18 protein-coding genes are annotated in these 17711 nt (G+C 66.4%); 8 read left to right on the top strand and 10 right to left on the bottom strand.

The window, feature by feature from the left end:
• The first annotated feature begins 213 nt into the window (after window positions 1-213).
• Window positions 214-1206: a GlxA family transcriptional regulator gene (locus AAFN89_RS14090; protein ID WP_347539708.1), complete on the top strand. Its 993-nt coding sequence runs from the start codon at window positions 214-216 to the stop codon at window positions 1204-1206.
• Between the two features lie 3 nt (window positions 1207-1209).
• Here the strand turns inward: AAFN89_RS14090 and AAFN89_RS14085 are convergent, their stop codons facing one another.
• From AAFN89_RS14085 to AAFN89_RS14070, 4 genes are read right to left on the bottom strand one after another with little or no spacing between them, the layout of a single operon-like run.
• Complete coding sequence (locus AAFN89_RS14085) at window positions 1210-2166, bottom strand: metal ABC transporter permease (protein WP_347539707.1); 957 nt, start codon at window positions 2164-2166, stop codon at window positions 1210-1212.
• The gene (locus AAFN89_RS14080) at window positions 2163-3383 is read right to left on the bottom strand and encodes a metal ABC transporter permease (protein ID WP_347539706.1); all 1221 of its coding nucleotides are present in this window, start codon (window positions 3381-3383) and stop codon (window positions 2163-2165) included. The genes AAFN89_RS14085 and AAFN89_RS14080 overlap by 4 nt, the downstream gene beginning before the upstream one ends.
• A 1-nt stretch (window position 3384) precedes the next feature.
• Complete coding sequence (locus AAFN89_RS14075) at window positions 3385-4182, bottom strand: ABC transporter ATP-binding protein (protein WP_347539705.1); 798 nt, start codon at window positions 4180-4182, stop codon at window positions 3385-3387.
• Window positions 4183-4193: 11 nt separating this feature from the next.
• Window positions 4194-5162 carry a zinc ABC transporter substrate-binding protein gene (locus tag AAFN89_RS14070; protein ID WP_347539704.1) on the bottom strand — a complete coding sequence of 323 codons (969 nt, stop codon included), beginning with the start codon at window positions 5160-5162 and terminating at the stop codon, window positions 4194-4196.
• 230 nt (window positions 5163-5392) lie between these two features.
• On the opposite strand from AAFN89_RS14070, the gene AAFN89_RS14065 reads away from it, so the two are divergent.
• The 3 genes from AAFN89_RS14065 to AAFN89_RS14055 are packed head-to-tail and all read left to right on the top strand — an operon-like array spanning window position 5393 to window position 7470.
• A complete protein-coding gene (locus AAFN89_RS14065; RefSeq protein ID WP_347539703.1) occupies window positions 5393-5524 on the top strand; it encodes a hypothetical protein in 132 nt (43 codons plus the stop codon).
• A 24-nt stretch (window positions 5525-5548) separates the two neighbouring features.
• The gene (gene purU / locus AAFN89_RS14060; protein ID WP_347539702.1) at window positions 5549-6400 is read left to right on the top strand and encodes a formyltetrahydrofolate deformylase; all 852 of its coding nucleotides are present in this window, start codon (window positions 5549-5551) and stop codon (window positions 6398-6400) included.
• Between the two features lie 53 nt (window positions 6401-6453).
• Complete coding sequence (locus AAFN89_RS14055; RefSeq protein ID WP_347539701.1) at window positions 6454-7470, top strand: DUF6635 family protein; 1017 nt, start codon at window positions 6454-6456, stop codon at window positions 7468-7470.
• Between the two features lie 3 nt (window positions 7471-7473).
• Here AAFN89_RS14055 and AAFN89_RS14050 read toward each other — a convergent pair whose 3' ends face one another.
• Window positions 7474-8655, bottom strand: coding sequence for a GAF domain-containing sensor histidine kinase (locus AAFN89_RS14050; protein ID WP_347539700.1), 1182 nt, complete (start codon window positions 8653-8655; stop codon window positions 7474-7476).
• A gap of 191 nt (window positions 8656-8846) precedes the next feature.
• Here AAFN89_RS14050 and AAFN89_RS14045 point away from each other — a divergent pair, with 191 nt between their 5' ends.
• On the top strand, window positions 8847-9209 hold the full coding sequence (locus AAFN89_RS14045) for a DNA-binding protein (protein ID WP_347539699.1): 363 nt from the start codon (window positions 8847-8849) through the stop codon (window positions 9207-9209).
• Window positions 9210-9219: 10 nt separating this feature from the next.
• Here AAFN89_RS14045 and AAFN89_RS14040 read toward each other — a convergent pair whose 3' ends face one another.
• Genes AAFN89_RS14040 through AAFN89_RS14025 form a run of 4 tightly spaced genes read right to left on the bottom strand, consistent with a single transcriptional unit; the run spans window position 9220 to window position 12921 of the window.
• Window positions 9220-9567, bottom strand: a complete 348-nt coding sequence (locus tag AAFN89_RS14040; protein WP_347539698.1) for an AzlD domain-containing protein — start codon at window positions 9565-9567, stop codon at window positions 9220-9222.
• On the bottom strand, window positions 9560-10303 hold the full coding sequence (locus AAFN89_RS14035; RefSeq protein WP_347539697.1) for an AzlC family ABC transporter permease: 744 nt from the start codon (window positions 10301-10303) through the stop codon (window positions 9560-9562). Before AAFN89_RS14035 ends, AAFN89_RS14040 begins: the two co-directional genes overlap by 8 nt.
• Window positions 10300-11790 (bottom strand): RimK family protein, encoded by a 1491-nt coding sequence (locus tag AAFN89_RS14030; protein ID WP_347539696.1) that lies wholly within the window; start codon window positions 11788-11790, stop codon window positions 10300-10302. Before AAFN89_RS14030 ends, AAFN89_RS14035 begins: the two co-directional genes overlap by 4 nt.
• Entirely contained in the window at window positions 11791-12921 is a 1131-nt protein-coding gene (locus AAFN89_RS14025; protein ID WP_347539695.1) for a GNAT family N-acetyltransferase/peptidase C39 family protein, read from the bottom strand.
• 142 nt (window positions 12922-13063) lie between these two features.
• Here AAFN89_RS14025 and AAFN89_RS14020 point away from each other — a divergent pair, with 142 nt between their 5' ends.
• Window positions 13064-13696 (top strand): LysE family translocator, encoded by a 633-nt coding sequence (locus AAFN89_RS14020; RefSeq protein WP_347539694.1) that lies wholly within the window; start codon window positions 13064-13066, stop codon window positions 13694-13696.
• Window positions 13697-13771: 75 nt separating this feature from the next.
• Here AAFN89_RS14020 and AAFN89_RS14015 read toward each other — a convergent pair whose 3' ends face one another.
• A complete protein-coding gene (locus tag AAFN89_RS14015) occupies window positions 13772-14926 on the bottom strand; it encodes an ROK family transcriptional regulator (protein ID WP_347539693.1) in 1155 nt (384 codons plus the stop codon).
• 205 nt (window positions 14927-15131) lie between these two features.
• Here AAFN89_RS14015 and AAFN89_RS14010 point away from each other — a divergent pair, with 205 nt between their 5' ends.
• Together AAFN89_RS14010 and AAFN89_RS14005 are read left to right on the top strand one after the other, a co-directional pair.
• Window positions 15132-16658: a sugar ABC transporter ATP-binding protein gene (locus AAFN89_RS14010; RefSeq protein WP_347539692.1), complete on the top strand. Its 1527-nt coding sequence runs from the start codon at window positions 15132-15134 to the stop codon at window positions 16656-16658.
• Window positions 16639-17640, top strand: coding sequence for an ABC transporter permease (locus AAFN89_RS14005; protein ID WP_347539691.1), 1002 nt, complete (start codon window positions 16639-16641; stop codon window positions 17638-17640). The genes AAFN89_RS14010 and AAFN89_RS14005 overlap by 20 nt, the downstream gene beginning before the upstream one ends.
• The last annotated feature ends 71 nt before the right edge of the window (window positions 17641-17711 follow it).

The raw sequence follows: 17711 nt of genomic DNA, 5'->3' as shown, positions 1-17711 counted from the left end.
TTGACATGCCCGCCGCAGGCGTCGCGGCGCGGCGAGCGACATCCATTGCGCGACGCGCGACATCTTGTCCCGGCGCAAACATCCTGCCCGGAAAGTCGATTTGCCGAAACCATCACTCTGTCTTTGTCCGGATTGCGACAGGTGTGTTACCGATTGCGAATCGCGGGGCCGTCCCGCACTGGCGTCCATGGCAAGAGGGTGTGGGCGGGTCCGATGGTCGAGAATTTTGCGCATCCCCGGCCGGACGTGGTCGGTTTCCTGTTGGTCCCGAACTTCTCCATGATCGCCTTCGCCACCGCCGTGGAGGCGGTGCGCATCGCCAATCGGATGTCGGGGCGCGAACTCTACCGCTGGACGCTGCTCAGCAAGGACGGCGCGCCGGTCCGGGCCAGCAACGGCATCCAGGTCACCGCCGACATGGCGATGAAGGAGATGTATCGCCAGAACGGCAATCTCCGTCGTCCGGACATGGTGCTGGTGTGCAGCGGCCTGGGGGTCGAACGGTTCAAGGACAATGAGGTCCATGGCTGGCTGCGGCTGCTCGAACGGCAGGGGACCATGCTGGGCGCGCTCTGCACCGGCGCCTACGTGCTGGCGCGGGCCGGTCTCCTCAACGGCTACAAATGTGCGATTCACTGGGAAAATCTCAGCGGCTTCCAGGAGACGTTCCCGGACATAGAGGTCTGCGCCGACCTGTTCGAGGTCGACCGCAACCGCTACACCTGCTCCGGCGGCACGGCGGCGCTGGACATGATGCTCTACATCATCGCCCAGCAGCACGGGAACGATCTGGCGACCAAGGTCAGCGAGCAGTGCCTGGTCGACCGGATGCGCAACCCGCACGACCGGCAGCGCCTGCCGCTCAGGGCGCGGCTCGGCGTCCACAACCCGAAGCTGATCGCGGCGATCGAACTGATGGAGGCCAATCTGAGCGAGCCGGTGGAGCAGGAGGCGCTGGCCAACCATGTCGGCCTGTCGCGCCGGCAGCTCGAACGGTTGTTCCGCAAGCATCTGGGCCGCCCGCCCGCGCATTATTACCTGGACCTGCGGCTGGAGCGGGCGCGGCACCTGCTCTACCAGTCGGACCTGCCGATCGTGGACATCGCGCTCGCCTGCGGTTTCGTCTCGGCCTCCCATTTCTCCAAATGCTACCGGCAGCTCTACGGCCGGTCGCCAAGGGAGGAGAGGGCGATCATTATCGCCTGACAGTCAGGCGGCCGCCGTCACTTCCGCCCGCCGCGCTCGCAATCTCGGAACGATTCCGTAGCGCGGCGCGAACAGCATCGCCAGCGTCTGGAGGAAGCCGGCCAGAACCGCGATCATGCCGGCGGCGTTCAGCGAGTTCTCCCCGCCCAGCCACAGCGGCATGAAGGCCGCCATCGCGTAGCCGCCCGCGCCGGACAACACCGCGACGATGAGGCTGACTCCGATCTGCCGGGACAGCCGGTCGGTCAGCATCCGGGCGGTGGCTGCCGGACAGATGATCATGGCGATAACCAGCACCGATCCCACCGCCTCGAACGCCGCCACGGCGGCGACGGCGACGGCGGCGACCAGCCCGGCGCCGACGGCCCGCGCGGGGATGCCCAGACTGTCGGCCAGAACGGGGTCGAAGGTGACCAGCTTCAGCTCCTTGTAGAACAGAAGAATCCCGATCCCGATCAGCACCGTCACGCTGGCCAGCACGGGAATCTGGTGCGGGATGGCGCGCCAGACCTCCGGCGTCAGGAAGGCCGACCAGGTCTCCGGCCCCAGCCACAGCGTCGCTTCCAACTGGCCGTAGAGCGCGTGGTGGGCGTCCAGATGGATGTTCCGCCCGCCCGACTGCTCCAGCAGCACGATGCCGGCCGCGAACATGATCGTGAAGACGACGCCCATCGCCGCTCCCGGCTCCAGGTTCCCGACCCGGCGGATCAGCTCGATCAGCCCGACACTGACAAGCGCCGCCGCCAGCGCGCCGGCCATCATCGGCAACACCGCCAGCGACCCGGCGATGAGGAAGCCCGCCACCAGCCCCGGCAGCACGACATGGGATATCGCGTCGCCGATCATGCTCTGCCGGCGCAGCACCAGGAAGTTGCCCAGAAGCGTGCAGGAAACCGACGCCAGCACCGCGACGATCAGCGCCGGCAGGTCGATCTGGAGGAAGTTGGAAAGAAGGATCATCGGGCCTTCTCCGTCGCCCGATTTGGGGATACGTCGCGGCGCAGCTCGGCCAGGATGTCGCCCGGCAGCGCATCCTCGATCCGCGCGGCGGACCAGTCGATGTCGGCCGCGGCGCCCCCGCCCGCCCCCATGATGTAGCGGTCCCATAAGGCCTGCTCGCGGGCGGCCTCCACCCCTGCGCGCCGTCCGGCATTCGTCGGCTCGCCCGAGGGCAGGATCAGCCCCTCCCGCTTGAGCCGCCGTCGCGCGGCGCGCCCGGACGGGACGCGCCCGTCGTCCAGCGCCGCCAGCGCCTGCCTGTAGCGCACGGCGCGGGCGAAGCGCCACTGGCGGACGGCCTGAATCAGGATGCCGCGCCGGGGCGCCAGCAGCAGGCTGACGGCGAAGAGCGCGCCGGCCGTCAGTACGATCACCGGCCCGGCCGGCAGGTCGGGCAGCAGCGCCGAAAGGGTCGCGCCCAGATAGCCGCTGGCGGCCCCGAACAGCGCCGCCGCCGGCACCATCCGGCTCAGCCTATCGGTCCAGAAGCGGGCGGCGACCGGCGGGATGATGACCAGCGCCACGATCAGCACCAGCCCCACGGTCTTGAGGCCGATCGCCACCACGGTCAGCAGCAGCGCCATCAGCAGCAGGTCCAGCCGCGCCGTCGGCCAGCCCTGGGCGGCCGCGAAATCCTGGTCGAAGCTGAGGATCGTCAGCTCCTTTATCAGGAAGATCACCGCCACCGTCACCAGCCCGGCCGCGCCGGCGATCAGTTCCGCCTCGGTGCGGGAGAGGGCGGCCGTCTGGCCCAGCAGGAAGCTGTCCAACCCTGCCTGCGAGCCGCTGCTCAGCGTCTGGATATGGCTCAGCAGCACCACGCCCGCGCCGAAGAAGACGCTCAACACCGTGCCGATCGCCGCATCCTCCGGCAGGCGGGTATGGTCCCGGATCATCTGGACGGCGAAGGCGCCCATCGCCCCGGTGACGGCAGCGCCGGCCAGCAGGACGGGCAGGCTGCGCGGGTCCATGCCCAGCGCCAGCGCGATGAGGAAGCCCGCGCCCACGCCCGGCAGCGTGGCGTGGCTGATGGCGTCGCTGACCAGCGCCCTTTTGCGCAGCAGGGTGAACACGCCGACGATGCCGGCCGCGGCGCCTAGAAGGGCCGCGCCGATGACGACGACGGCGGTGTTGTACCCGGCCTCGAAGGTCAGGATGTCTATCAGGCGCTCAAGCATGTCAGGCGCTTTTCGCTGCCGGCAGCTCCGCCAGCGCCAGCCGGCCGCCATAGGCGGTCTGCAGCGCGTCGCGCGTGAAGGCCTCCGCCATCGGGCCGGCGGCGACCGCGCGCACGTTCAGGACCAGCACATGCTGGAAATAGTCGGGCGCGGTCTGGAGGTCGTGATGGACACAGACGACCGTCTTGCCCTCGGAATCCAGCCGTCTCAGCACGTCGATGACCGTCTTCTCCGTCGCCGCGTCGACGCCGGCCAGCGGCTCGTCCATGAAATAGAGGTCGGCCCGCTGGGCCAGCGCGCGGGCCAGGAACACCCGCTGCTGCTGGCCGCCCGAAAGCTGGCCGATCTGCCGGTCGGCCAGATCCGCCATGCCCACCTGATCCAGCCAGTCGCGCGCTTCCTCCTTATGGCGGCGGCGCACCGGCAGGCACCAGCCGATCCGGCCATAGAGTCCCATCGCGACGACGTCGAGCGCGGAGGCCGGGAAATCCCAATCCACGCTGGACCGCTGGGGCACGTAGCCGATCCGCCGGCGCTGGCGGCTGACCGGCTTCCCGAACGTCCGGACCTCGCCGGACAGGCGCGGGACCAGCCCCAGAACCGCCTTGATGAAGGTCGATTTCCCGGCCCCGTTCGGCCCGACGATGGCGACCAGCCCGGAGGAGGGCGCGGTGAAATCCACATTCCACAGCACCGGCTTGCGGTGATAGGCGACCGTCAGTCCGGAAACCGACAGCGGGCAGTCGGCGGGCAGCGGCTGGTCGGGCGCATGGTCGACGGATCTGATCTTGGGGGACATGGGCGCGCGCCTTAGCGGGCGAGGGCGGCAAGCCGCCCGTTCAGCCCGCCCGCAGGCGTCTCGCCGCCCAGCGCCCGGACGATAATCGTCACATTATGGTCGAACATCCCGATATAGGTGCCTTCATAGGTGCCGGGCGCACCCATGGCGTCGGAATAGAGCTGCCCGCCGATCTCCACCTCATGCCCCTGGGCCGCGGCCCCGTCGATCAGCGCGCGGACATTGCGCGGGGAGACGGTGCTTTCGACGAACACGGCGGCGATCTCCCGCTCCACGATCAGATCGACCAGCATCTCGATCCGCGCCAGCCCGGCTTCGCTGTCGGTGGAGATGCCCTGGATGCCCACCACCTCCATGTCGTAGGCGCGTCCGAAATAGCCGAAGGCGTCGTGGGCCGTGATCAGGACGCGGGAAGATTCGGGCACGGTCGCCAGCGCCTCGGCGGCGTATTCGTCCAGTTCCTGAAGCTCCTGCTTGTAGGCGGCCGCATTGGCGGCAAAGGTTTCGGCGTTGGCCGGCCATGTGGCGGACAGTTCGGCCGCGATGCCGTCCACGACCTGCGCCCACATCTCCGGGTCCATCCAGATATGCGGGTCGTAATGGCCCTTGAATTCCGGCGGATGGGTCAGGTCCTCTTCGTCCACGGTCGCGCCCACTGCGATGACGGGCTTGCCCGCCTGCTCCAGCCGCGCCAGGGAATCGCCCAGCCTGCCCTCCAGGAAAAGCCCGTTCAGCAGCACTAGGTCCGCCGCCATCAGCCGCGCCATATCGGACCGCGTCGCCCGGTAGAGGTGAGGATCGACGCCTTCGCCCATCAGGCTTTCGACCGTCGCCAGCTCGCCCGCCACCGCCTCGGCGGCGTCGGCGACCTGCGCCGTCGTCGTCACGATATGGGGGACAGTGTCTTCCGCCCATGCAGGCGGGGAAATCAGGGCGGCCGCAAACGTCAGGACGCCGAAGGACTTTGAACAGCTGTTCATTTCGATATGTGAACCGTTGAAGTAGTTATCACTTGTTTATTATTTTATTCCGTAGAATTACTTCTGATAAATACTTCTGTTTCTTCCGAGCGAATGTCAAGGAGCCGTCGTCGCGAAAACACTATTCGACGGTCCGGGAACAGCCCGCGCGGCGAGGCGGCGGCGATGATTGACCGCGTCGCGCGCCTCTCGATTCCCGGCGCGTCGCCAGCAGAGGTTGTTCCCGCCGAATGCCCTTGGCCGACAGCGCCTCGGCCGGCTATCTCTGGGATTGCCTGATCGATGCGATAGCCGAATATGGCGGCGCGCCGGTCGGGCTGTCCGCCCTCGCGCGGCCGGTCGATCCCGACAGGCCAGCCTGATCCTCTCCAACACCGGCTTTCCTCATGTCCCAGCACATCCTGACCCTGTCCTGCCCGGACACGATCGGCATCGTCCACGCCGTCTCCGGCTTCCTGACCGAACGCGGCTGCAACATCGTCGACAGCGCCCAGTTCTGGGATCGCGGCACCGGCCTGTTCTTCATGCGCGTCCATTTCGACGCTGCGCGCTCGGCGGCCGATCCCGCATTGCTGCGGGAGGAGTTCGCACCGATCGGCGAACGGTTCGCCATGGGCTGGAATATCCACGACCAGTCGGTGAAGCCGCGCGTGCTGCTGATGGTCTCCAGGCTCGGCCATTGCCTGAACGATCTGCTCTACCGCTATGGCCTCGGCGCGCTGCCGATGGAAATTCCGGCCATCGTCTCCAACCATCGGGATTTCTATAAGCTTGCCGCCAGCTACGACATCCCGTTCCACCATCTGCCGGTCACGGCGGAGACCAAGGCCGCGCAGGAAGCCAAGCTGCTGGCCCTGGTCGACGACCTCTCCGTCGATACGATCGTGCTCGCCCGCTACATGCAGGTGCTGTCCGATGATCTGTGTCGGAAGCTGGAGGGGCGGGTGATCAACATCCACCATTCCTTCCTGCCCAGCTTCAAGGGCGCGAAGCCCTATCATCAGGCCCACGCGCGGGGCGTGAAGCTGATCGGGGCGACCGCCCATTATGTGACCGCCGACCTGGACGAAGGCCCGATCATCGAGCAGGAGGTGGCCCGCGTTGACCATGCGTTGACGCCGGACGACCTCGTCGCCACCGGGCGGGATATCGAAAGCGTCGTGCTGGCGCGCGCCGTGAAGTACCATATCGAACGGCGGGTGCTGCTGAACGGCAACAAGACGGTGGTGTTCAAGTAGCCTGCCCGTCCCCATCTTCTCACCGGATGGAGGACCAAACGGAAGGGCGACGGATGCCGGAAGCCGACCTTGCCCCCATGGAGGGCGACATCGACCGGGATCAGGTGCGGCGGATCGTGGATGACGCGATCGGACGCTATGTCGTCGCCCGCAAGGCGCGGATAGAGCCGTTCGTCGACCGGAATTTCAGCTTCCGCCCGTCCCTTGCGCTCCACCGCCGCGCCGTCGGCTGGGACATGGCGCGCGCGCCGCTCAACCTGTCGCTGGCGCTTCCCCATATGGCGGTCAGGGCAAGCGCCGCCGGCTCGCGCAGGCTGGGGGCGGCGAAGGTCGCGGACTGGCTCGACCGTCGCCAAATCTTCTTCCCTTCCGACGTGGCGCGGGAGATCGAATGGCGTGTCTTCTCCGAATTGCTGGAGCTGCCCTACGCCCAGATCGACGGGGAGGGGCGCGAACGGCGCTTCCTCCGCGACGCGCTGGCTGAGGAGATTTTCAGCGATCCGCGCATCCACGCGATGCTGGAGGAAACCCTGCTCGCCGTCGGCCGGCGGGCCGACGATCCGGAATTCCGGGACTGGCTGACCGAAGCGATGGCGACCTACGCCGGCAGCCGCGTCGCGGCGGGCGATCTCGCGACGGCCCTGCTGACCGCCGGCGTCGGCGCGCTCGCCTTCAAGCAACTCACGCCGGGGATGCTCACCCTCGGCCCCACGGTCGCCCACGCCATGGCGCAGCACGCCGCCATCGCCAGCTTCCCGCTGGGGTCGGGCGTCGGCGGGCTGTGGTACGGGCTGATGCCGGCGGCGGGATCGACCGCCTTCGTCGCCGGCGTGACCGGCGGCATGATGGCGATGGCCGCCGTGCTGGCCGCCTTCGCCGGCATCCTGACCGATCCGCTCCAGCGACGCCTCGGCCTCCACCAGAAGCGCCTGCGCCGCATGGTCGACGGGCTGGAGGCGGAACTACGCGGCCACGGCCCCGGCCGCTTCACCGTCCGCGACCACTACGCCGCCCGCATCTTCGACCTGCTGGACGTGCTCCGCGCCGCCTACCGGGTGGCGTCGCCTTAGCTTCTACGCTGCGGTGATCGGCATCCGGAACGTGAACCGCGTCTCCTCCTCGTCCGACTTCACGTCCAGCGTGCCTCCATGGGCCTTGGCGATCTCGCCGGCGATGTACAGCCCCAGCCCGATGCCTTCCAGGTTCGGCCGCACCTCGCGCCGGTGGAACGGCTGAAACAATCGCTCCATGGTCTTCGGGGGTATCGGATCGCCGCCATTCGCGACCGAAAGCTCCAGCGCCCCGCCGACGACCGCCGCATCGACCATGACGGGCAGATCCTCCGCGCCATGGCTGACCGCATTGCCTAGCAGGTTGGAGAACATCTGGGCGATGCGGGCATGGTCCACATCGATTCCGGGGGGCAGGTCGAATCTCGCTTCTATGGTCCGCTGCGGGTGGCCCGCTTTGATCTCGTCGATCACCTGGACAAGCGTCTGTTCCAGGCGGCGCTCAGGCTCCCGGCGCAGCGAAATCCCGTCGCCCAGCCGTCCGCGCGCGAAGTCGAGAAGATTGTCGATCAGGCCGGACATGCGGGAGACGCTTTGGTGCATCAGCCCGACCACCTGGCTGGTCTGCTGGTCCTTGTGCACTCCGCCTATGATGTGCAGGCCGCCCTTGATCGCGGCCAGGGGGTTCCTCAGATCGTGGCCCAGCACCACGATGAACTGCTCCCGAAGCTGGGCCGTCTCCGCCTGGTCCAACACCTCGGCCTGGCTATGGGAGAGTTCCTGATCGCTGTGCAGATGGTAGGCGATCAGTTCGGCGAAGAGCCTGAACATGCCGATCGTGGCTTCGTTCCTGATCTTGGCGGGCTTCGCGTCGATCGCGCACAGCGTGCCGAAGAAGGTTCCGTCCGGCAGGATGATCGGCACTGAAATATAGCTCTGGAGCTTGTAGAGGCGCGGCGTGTGATGCGCGGCGTAGACCGGATCCTCGGCCACGTTCTCGATGATGATTTCCTCGCGGCTGTGCCGGACCTCATGACACAGCGTCGTCTCGACCGGAAGCTCGCCGCCGGCCGGCAAGCCGAAATGGACGTTGTCCAGCACTTCGCAGGCAACCCAACGATCTTCCGTCACCCGCGCAACGGCCGCAAAGCCCATGCCCGTGCTCCGGCAGACTACGTTGAGGATTGAAGGGATGGCCGGAATTCGCCTGATGGCGGCAAGGTCATCCTTTGCGACGCCATCCATTGGAGTGTCCAAGATTACTGCCCTTTTGATGGAATCGCACTTAGATGCCCGTGAGCGATCGGCGAAGAAATTCTAAATGTGCTTTCTCTCCCATTGCCATGTCCAATGACGCACATCTGCATAATTTGCAGCGTCCGACATTGAATGGCGATAAGTCCTGAAGCATTTTCAATGAGGCGAGGAAAGGCGAAATGAACGAAGTCAGGTTGCAAATTGAAAACCTCGAATCCTTCATCGACCGATCGATGGAGATGGCTAAACGGCTGGACGCAGGGGAGCGTACTTCCGGCGATAGCCATATCTCCTTCGAAACCATGGAAGGCCTGCTGAAGGTGCTGACTCCGAACCGCTGGGTTCTGTTGCGGACCCTGCGCGGCCGGGGACCTTCATCCATTCGCGCGCTGGCCCGCGATCTCGACCGCGACTATCGCGGCGTCCATGCCGATGTCGCCATGCTGGTCGAAGCGGGCTTGGTCGAACGCGATCGGAAGGGTGCCGTCTCCGTGCCGTGGTCGCGAATCACCGCTGAGATGGCTCTCGACGCCGCTGCCTGAATGGCGGATCTCAGCCCTGCAACGCCCCCCAGTTCAGCAGGACCAGCGTCACGGAGCCCGCGAGGACGCCCAGCAGCAGGTTCCGGCGCAGCGCCAGATAGACGGCGGCGGCGACCGCGACGGAGGTGAGGCGCGTGCCCAGCCCGACCTCCGCCAGCGGGCCGATCGGCAGCACGATCATGCGGGCGATCAGCCCGGCCAGCAGCGCGTAGGCGACGCAGCCGATCCAGTCCAGAAGCCGGCTCGATGGCCCGATCCGGCCGGCCAGCGCGACGCCGAGGCCGCGCCAGAAATAGGTGACGGCCGCGCCGACCAGCATGATGATGTAGAACCACGCGCTCCCGAAGAATTCAGCCATGCCGCCGCGCCTCCAGCCATTTCGGCAGATAGGCGATCGTGCCGGCGACCAGCCCGGTCAGCAGCAGTCCCCAGTTGGGCGAGATCAGGTGGAAGAGCGGGCCGCAGAGCGCGCCCAGCAGCATCGCCCGCAGGCGCGCCCGGTCGCGCAGGTCGGCCGTCAACACCAGCATGAAATAGATCGGGTTCAGGAAGACCAGGCCGAGCGAGACCGAGGGCGGGACCGCTCCGGCCAGAAACCAGCCGACGCCTGTCGAGACGATCGTCAGAACCCACAGCGTTCCGGAGAATCCCACCAAGTAGGGCAGCCGCTCCTCCGCCGGCAGGTCGGGCGCCCGACGCATGGTTTGGACCCAGCCGGTGACGGCGATCAGATGCGCTGCGGCGTAATAGCGCCAGCGCGGCGTGCCGGGGTGGCGCAGATAGGGCATCAGCGCGAGCGTCATCGGCATCAGCCGGACGTTGGTCAGCGCCACCGCGATGGCGATCGCCAGCACCGACGCCCCGATGCCGTAAAGTTCGATCAGCGCGATCTGCCCCGGCAGCGCCCATCCGGTGACGGTGGAGAATATCCCGGCGAAAATGGAAAGGTCAGCGCCGCGGACCAGCGAGCCGAAGCCGACATAGCTGGCGCCCAGCACGAGGGCCGGCGCGCCGACGACATCCCGCGCCGCGCCGCGGAAAGCGCGGGCGGGGGAGCCGTAGGCGTCGGCGTGGGGAGAAGCGGCGGGGTTCATGCCTCCAGGCGCTTCAGGTACCAGCGCACGATCCGTCGCCACAGCTCATCCTTCAGCACCGCATCCTCGATATTGGCGTCGAGGTTTGGATTGTCGTTGATCTCGATCACGAAAACGCCCCGGTCGTTCTGCTTGAGGTCCACCCCGTAGAGCCCGTCGCCGATCAGCCGCGCCGCCTTGACCGCGACCTCGACGACCTCGCGGGGGGCATCGTCGACGGCGAAGGTCTTGAACCGACCCTCGTCATACTTGCCGTCGCCCATATGCTTGACGATCTGCCAGTGTTTGGCCGCCATCAGGTACTGGCAGACGAACAGCGGCTCCCCATCCAGGACGCCGACCCGCCAGTCATACTCCGTATACATGTATTCCTGGGCCAGGATGACGTCGGAATCCTCCAGAAGCGCCTCGGCCATCTGGTTCAGCTCGCGCCTGTCCTTGGCCTTGTAGACGCCGCGGGAGAACGACCCGTCGGGGATCTTGAGCACGATCGGATAGGCGATCTCCCCCTCCAGCCGCTCTATGTTCTTCAGGCTGTCGACGATGACCGTCCGGGGCGTCGGCACGTTGTGGGCGCGCAGCAGCTCCGCCAGATAGACCTTGTTGGTGCAGCGCAGGATGGAAGTCGGGTCGTCCATGACCGGCATCCCTTCCTGCTCCGCGCGCTTGGCGAAACGGTAGGTGTGGTCGTCGATCGCCGTCGTCTCCCGGATGAACAGTGCGTCATATTCCGCCAGCCGCAGATAGTCCTTCTTCCCGATCAGCTCGACATCCACGCCCATCGCTTCCGCGACGCGGGTCAGGCGCTGGAACGCCTTGGCCCCCGACGGCGCCATGCCCTCCTTCGGGTTCTGCAGCACCGCCAGCGTGTATTTGGCGGGCGTCTTGCTCCGGGGCTCCTGCCAGCTTCGCCGCGTGTAGCGGTCCAAGGCAGCGTGGAACTGCGCCATCTGGTCCTCGTCCAGATCGGTGATGGAGACGGGGCGGATGCCGGTGATCCTGAACCATTCGCCGAACCGGACCTTGACCTCCAGGATTGGTGCGCGGAACCAGTCGAACGCCCGCCGCCCGAAGGCGGAGAAGCGGGGATCGTCGGCGTCGCCGAAGCAGATCAGCAGCTTGAACGGCCCTTCCGGCGGCTGGCTCAGCCGCTTCACCCGCCGGTTCAGGTCTTCCTCCAGGTCCGGCAGCGCATAGCCGTAGAGGCTCTTCTGCCGCAGCTCCAGGATGGTCTCCACCGCCGGGATCACCCGGTGTCCCCGCGCCTCCGCCAGCAGGGAGCAGTAATAGCCCGTGGACAGGTAGGCGTGGTTGCGCGACAGGTTGATGATCTTGGGCGTCACGCCCCCGGCCTTGCTGTTTCCGGGCCTGCCGTTCCCGTTGGTCCGCGCCCCGGCGATATATTCCCGCGTGGTCGCCACCGTCCGGCCCTGTTCGCTGCCGGTGAAGTCCGACCGCCTGTCGACGACGATCACCCAGCCGTTCATTCAAGCCTTCCTTTTCTCGACGATCACCGCCGCCCGCAGCTTCGATTTGCCGTAGCGGGCCATCCGCTCGAACGCCCAACGCGGGATCGGCATGCTGATCTTGTCCGCCGCCACGTCCAGCTCGTCCGGATCGATGAAGGGGTCGTGGGCGTAGACGAACCGGCGGTCGTAGCCATGGACGACGATCCAGTGCGGCGCCTTCTCCCCGGTCAGCCGGTAGAGACTGACCAGGATGACGGGAAAGGCCCCCGCATCGACGCTCGCCGTGATCTCCTCCAGCGACATCGGATGGGGGACGATCTCGATGTCCGTGGCGTCGGCTTCGCGGCGGAACTCGTCCTGGACCAGCCGCATGACGGCCTTCTTCTCTTCCGACCGCACGCTGTCCAGGAACAGGTAGCCGTCGCCGCTGACCTGGACCCGGACCTTGAAGCCGCGCCTGTGGGCGGCGAGCGCCAGCCCGAAGGGGCCGCACCCGCCATAGCCGGACGCCATGTAGACGGTGGTCGCCTCCCGCCAGAGCTGGATCTCCATCCGGCGCGACAGCTCCACCGACGGATCGTGGGCGCGCATCGCCATCATCAGCGCGGCGGGCCCGCAGGTGAACTCCGTCGATTGCGGATAGTAGGGGACCGGTGCGTCGCGCGGCGTCGCCGGCTGGTCCAGCCGCTTCTCGAACCGCAACGCCTCGGCATGGTCCTCGTAATAGTCGACATACCGGCCGAAGCTGCGATAGCCCAGATGGCGATAGAGCTTGATCGCGTGCTCATTGTCCGCCCGGACCTCCAGCCGCATGAACAGCGCGTCCGCGGCCGACGCCGCGACCTCCGCCGCGTTCAGCAGCGTCTCGCCGATGCCCAGCCCCCGGAAGGCGGGATCGACGGCCAGCGAATAGAGCCGGGCGAGCGATGTTCCGCGCCGCAGGAAGACCAGCGCATATCCCGCCGCCAGCCCCTCGCGCTCGGCCAGAAGGCTGATCGCGTGGCCCCGGGTCAGGATATGGTGGAAGCTGCGCCGGGAGATGCGGTCGGTGGCGAACGCCTTCTCCTCCAGCGCCAGAAGATCGGGAATGTCTTCCAGCCGGGCGGCCCGGATTGTCGTGGGTACGGGGGATCGGACGGGTTCGGCCACTATGCTGGTTTTCTGTCCCGCCGGCGGCGGGGAAGTCATCGGAACGGCGATCTTCTATATGCTCTCCATCGCGCACGCTGCCAAGCGGCCTTGCGATCGATGTGATCTATCATTCAAGGCAAGGCAGCATTAGATTTTTATCATGACGCTTGCACAACTCCTGCTGTTCCTTCCTGCGGCAGCTATCGTTGCGGCCTCGCCTGGCGCGAACAATCTGCTCGCGTTTGTGAATGGCAGCCGGGAAGGCTTTCTGCCTGCAGCCACAGCCTTGGTAGGCCGGTGCATCGCCTTCGTCTTGATGATCGCGATCATGATCGTTGGTTTGGGCGCGTTACTGGAGGCCTCCGAACTCGCGTTCCGGATCATCAAATGGGCTGGTGTCCTTTATCTCGCCTATCTTGGCGCGAAGATGATGATTGGTCGGGACAATACCCAAGAGGGGACAACGGGCGTTGCGCATATTGGGAGTGTTTCCGCCTTGGCGCGTCGGGAATTTATCGTCGCGATGACCAATCCCAAGGCTGTCCTGCTTTTCACGGCCTTTGTTCCCCAGTTCATCGCTTCGGATGCTGGCAGCTCCTTCACTTTTCAGCTTGTCGTTCTCGGAGCAATTTACATTGCGGTTGAGTTCGCCGCTGCCATGGGCTGGGCGCTCGCTGGCAGCATCATCCGATCTATGCACCCCTCGGGAAGGCGGCTTCTTCTCTTGAACCGCGTAACGGGCGCCATGATGCTTGGGGCGGCGGGACTGTTGGCAACCGCCAGACGCGCATAGAGATTAAGCGGCAAGTCCGCTCTTCACCCACAGCCGAAATTCAAACTGAGGACTGGACTCGTGATCGCGACGGGATCACGGCGTCGATTCCAGGAAGGTCTCCAGCGCCAGCGCCACCCCGCCCATGGCGACGGAATCCGCGCCCAGGGGGGAAATCGATATCTCCACGTCCCGTTGCAGCGGTTTCAGCGCCAGCCGCTCCAGGTCGCGCTGGGTCGCCGGCACGATGAAATCGGCCACGATCGCCAGATTGCCGCCCAGCACGATATGCGTCGGGTTCAGCGTGTTGACCAGGCCGGACAGCGCCAGCGCCAGATAGCCGCCGGTTTCGTCCAGAAGGGCGGTCACCACCCGGTCGCCGCCGCGCGCCGCCGCCGCCACATGGGTAAGATCGTCATATTTCAGGTCCCGCTCCCCCAGCCGCGCCAGGATGGCGGTCTCGGAGACATAGGCCTCCAGGCAGCCATGGGCGCCGCAGCCGCATTGGCGGCCGTCCGCCACGATGTTCATGTGCCCGATCTCGCCGGCCAGCCCGCTGGCCCCGCGGTAGAGCTGCCCGCGCAGGAACAGCGCGCCGCCGACGCCCGACTGGGCGGCCAGATAGATGAAGTCGTCCACGTTCCGGCAGGTGCCGAACAGCCGTTCGGCGATCGCGGCGGCCTTGGTGTCGTTCTCCACCGTGACCGGGATGTCGAACAGCGCCCGCAGCCGTGTGGTGATCGGCACGTCCCGCCATTGCAGGTTGGGCGCGAACACCAGATGGCCCGACCGTTCGACCAGCCCCGGTATGCAGACGCCGATGCCGCGATGGGGGACGCCCTTCAGCCTTCCCTCCAGCTTCAGCACGACGTCGTGCAGCCGGTCCAGCGCCTGGTCCAGGTCGCGGGTGCCAGGCGCGCGTTCGCGGTCCAGCAGGCGACCTGTCATGTCCGCGGCGACGACATCTATGCCGGTCGGCTCCAGCCGGACGCCCAGCAGGATTCCGGCCGATTCAGGAATGCGCAGCCCCATCTCCGGACGGCCGGCGCGGCGGCCGGAGGTCCGCTCCGTGCGCTCCACCAGCCCGTCACGTGTCAGTTGCGCGATGACCGTGGATATGGTGGCCTTGTCCAGCCCGGTGACGAGGCCGAGCTGTCGCTGGGAACTGTTCGGCCGTTCACGCAGCGCGTGGAACAAACGCGAGGCGTTGACCTTACGAATCCAGGCGGAGTTGAGCCGTCTGGCCATCATCGTGCGGATTCCCGGGTGTCGGCCGCGAAGGCGGGCGACCCACATTTGGATCGTGCCGGCGTGTCGGCTTGACGCACCGTCTGGGAGTTCGATACCATCAAATTAGTTTGAGGGTCTAGCTAATCATTTCAACGCCGGGGCAACCGGTGATCGGTTCCGCCGCGAAGGGGTGGGGCTGGAAATTTGGGAGGAACCAGGGAGACCCATGGGCGCCACAAGCCCCATTCTGGCCGTCGACCGTCTCTGCAAGAGCTTCGGGCCCGTGCAGGTGCTGTTCGATATCGGGCTGACGCTGGAACCCGGCGAGGTCCACGCCCTGATCGGGGAGAACGGGGCCGGCAAATCCACCCTGATGAAGATCCTTTCGGGTTTCGAACAGCCGACCTCCGGAACCCTTACGCTCGACGGACAACAGGTGACGATACCCGACAGCGAGGTCGGGGAGAATCTGGGCATCGTCCTCATCCATCAGGAATTCAGCCTGGCCGAGCAGTTGACGGTGGAGGAGAACGTCTTCCTGGGCCGTGAGCTGCATCGCGGCCCGCTGCTGGACAAGCGCGCGATGCGCCGGCGCACCGCGGAGGTGATGGCGGAGCTTGAGGCCAATATCCATCCCGACGACCGCGTCTCGGACCTCGCCGTCTCCGACAAGCAGATGGTGGAGATCGCCAAGGCCGTCTCTCGCGACGCCCGCATCCTGATCATGGATGAGCCGACGGCCGTCCTCACCCCTTCGGAATCCTCCGTGCTGTTCCGGCTGATCCGCCGGCTGAAGGAACAGGGCGTCACCATCGTCTATACCTCCCACAAGCTGGACGAGGTGAAGACGATCGCCGACCGCGTCACGGTCCTGCGCGACGGACGCTGGATCGCGACGGAGCCGGTGTCCGACCTGTCGGAAGACCAGATGGCGCAGCTCATGGTCGGGCGCGACGTCTCGGACATGTTCGGCTCCAAGACGCCGGCGCCCACGGGCGACGACATCGTGCTGGAAGTCGAGAACCTGTCGGTCCCCGGCCGCGTGGCGGACGCCTCCTTCAAGCTGCGGCGGGGCGAGGTGCTGGGCTTCGCCGGGCTGATCGGCGCGGGCCGCACCGAATTGATGGAAGGGCTGATGGGCCTGCGCCCCCACGGCCATCCCACCATCCGCCGGCACGGCCGGCCGGTTGCCATCCACTCCCCGAAGGACGCAGCGAAGGCCGGCATCGTCTATCTGACGGAAGACCGCAAGGGCAGGGGCCTGCTGCTCAACATGCAGTTGCGCCCCAACGTGACCCTGCTGGCGCTCGACCGCTTCTCCCGCGTGCTGATCGACCGGAAGGCGGAGGAGGCGGCGCTGGACCGCGCGATCGGCGATTTCGACATCCGCGTCAATAACCGGGAGATGCTGGCCGGCAATCTCAGCGGCGGCAACCAGCAGAAGCTGCTTCTGGCAAAGACCATGCAGGTGGAGCCGGAGATCGTCATCATCGACGAACCGACGCGCGGCATCGACATCGGCACCAAGCAGCAGATCTACGGCTTCATCCATCGGCTGGTGGAGGAAGGAAAGTCCTGCATCGTCATTTCGTCGGAGATGCAGGAGATCATCGGCCTCTGCCACCGCGTCCTGGTGATGCGCGAAGGGCGCATAACCGGAGAGCTGACGGGAGCCGAAATCGAGGAACAGGAAATCGTGCGCTACGCCACGGGCTTGAAAGGGGGGCGCAAGGATGCCGTCGCTTACGCTTAACGGAGGCAAGCGGAAGGGCTGGTCCTTCGACCTGAAGGTATACGGCCCCCTGCTGGCGCTCCTCCTGCTGGTCCTGCTGGGCGCGGCCATGCATCCGGCCTTCCTCAGCTACGCCAACATCACCAATATCCTGACTCGCAGCGCCTTCATCGGCATCATCGCCGTGGGCGCCACCTTCGTCATCACCTCCGGCGGGCTGGACCTTTCCGTCGGCTCGATGGCGGCGTTCATCTCCGGCGTCATGATCGTCGTCATGAACGCGGTGATGGTCGGCATGGGACCGGGCTGGTCGACCGTGATGGTCGGGATCCTGGCCTCCCTCGCGCTCGGCTTCGTCGCCGGGTCGATCAACGGGCTGGTGACCACGCGGGGCAAGATAGAGGCGTTCATCGTCACACTGGGGACGATGGGCATCTTCCGGTCGCTCGTCACCTACATGGCAGACGGCGGTACGCTGTCCCTGGCCTTCGAGGTGAGGGAGACCTACCGGCCGGTCTACTATGACGGCATCCTGGGCGTGCCCTACCCGATCATCGTCTTCGCGGTGGTGGCGATCCTGGGGGAGATCGCGATGACGCGGACCCGGTTCGGCCGTCACTGCTCGGCCATCGGCTCGAACGAGCAGGTGGCCCGCTACTCCGCCATCCATGTCGATAACGTCCGGACGCTGACCTACATCCTCCAGGGCCTCTGCGTCGCCATGGCGACCATCGTCTACGTGCCGCGCCTGGGATCGGCCTCGGCCTCGACCGGCGTCCTTTGGGAGCTTGAGGCCATCGCCGCCGTCATCATCGGCGGCACGGTGCTGAAGGGCGGCTACGGCCGGGTCTGGGGCACCGTCGTCGGCGTCCTGATCCTCAGCCTGATCGACAATCTGCTGAACCTGACCGAAGCGATCAGCCCCTACCTCAACGGGGCGATCCAGGGCGTCATCATCATCGTCGCCGTGCTGCTCCAACGCGGCAAGGCGGCCAGCCGCTAAACCACCAGGACGGGACCGCCCCGGCGCAACCCGCCCGCAACGCCAACGCATCCGTAACCAACTGGATAAGA

It is taken from the genome of Inquilinus sp. CAU 1745 (assembly GCF_039839375.1).
In the GTDB taxonomy this organism is placed as follows: domain Bacteria; phylum Pseudomonadota; class Alphaproteobacteria; order DSM-16000; family Inquilinaceae; genus JBDOQU01.
The sequence above is the reverse complement of the archived record's forward strand: the minus strand, read 5'-3'. Positions and strand labels throughout refer to the sequence as shown.

Coding starts and splice junctions, on each gene's coding strand:
- AAFN89_RS14090 (WP_347539708.1), top strand. CDS start 214: ATGGTCGAGAATTTTGCGCATCCCCGGCCGGACGTGGTCGGTTTCCTG.
- AAFN89_RS14085 (WP_347539707.1), bottom strand. CDS start 2,166: ATGATCCTTCTTTCCAACTTCCTCCAGATCGACCTGCCGGCGCTGATC.
- AAFN89_RS14080 (WP_347539706.1), bottom strand. CDS start 3,383: ATGCTTGAGCGCCTGATAGACATCCTGACCTTCGAGGCCGGGTACAAC.
- AAFN89_RS14075 (WP_347539705.1), bottom strand. CDS start 4,182: ATGTCCCCCAAGATCAGATCCGTCGACCATGCGCCCGACCAGCCGCTG.
- AAFN89_RS14070 (WP_347539704.1), bottom strand. CDS start 5,162: ATGAACAGCTGTTCAAAGTCCTTCGGCGTCCTGACGTTTGCGGCCGCC.
- AAFN89_RS14065 (WP_347539703.1), top strand. CDS start 5,393: ATGCCCTTGGCCGACAGCGCCTCGGCCGGCTATCTCTGGGATTGCCTG.
- purU (WP_347539702.1), top strand. CDS start 5,549: ATGTCCCAGCACATCCTGACCCTGTCCTGCCCGGACACGATCGGCATC.
- AAFN89_RS14055 (WP_347539701.1), top strand. CDS start 6,454: ATGCCGGAAGCCGACCTTGCCCCCATGGAGGGCGACATCGACCGGGAT.
- AAFN89_RS14050 (WP_347539700.1), bottom strand. CDS start 8,655: ATGGATGGCGTCGCAAAGGATGACCTTGCCGCCATCAGGCGAATTCCG.
- AAFN89_RS14045 (WP_347539699.1), top strand. CDS start 8,847: ATGAACGAAGTCAGGTTGCAAATTGAAAACCTCGAATCCTTCATCGAC.
- AAFN89_RS14040 (WP_347539698.1), bottom strand. CDS start 9,567: ATGGCTGAATTCTTCGGGAGCGCGTGGTTCTACATCATCATGCTGGTC.
- AAFN89_RS14035 (WP_347539697.1), bottom strand. CDS start 10,303: ATGAACCCCGCCGCTTCTCCCCACGCCGACGCCTACGGCTCCCCCGCC.
- AAFN89_RS14030 (WP_347539696.1), bottom strand. CDS start 11,790: ATGAACGGCTGGGTGATCGTCGTCGACAGGCGGTCGGACTTCACCGGC.
- AAFN89_RS14020 (WP_347539694.1), top strand. CDS start 13,064: ATGACGCTTGCACAACTCCTGCTGTTCCTTCCTGCGGCAGCTATCGTT.
- AAFN89_RS14015 (WP_347539693.1), bottom strand. CDS start 14,926: ATGATGGCCAGACGGCTCAACTCCGCCTGGATTCGTAAGGTCAACGCC.
- AAFN89_RS14010 (WP_347539692.1), top strand. CDS start 15,132: ATGGGCGCCACAAGCCCCATTCTGGCCGTCGACCGTCTCTGCAAGAGC.
- AAFN89_RS14005 (WP_347539691.1), top strand. CDS start 16,639: ATGCCGTCGCTTACGCTTAACGGAGGCAAGCGGAAGGGCTGGTCCTTC.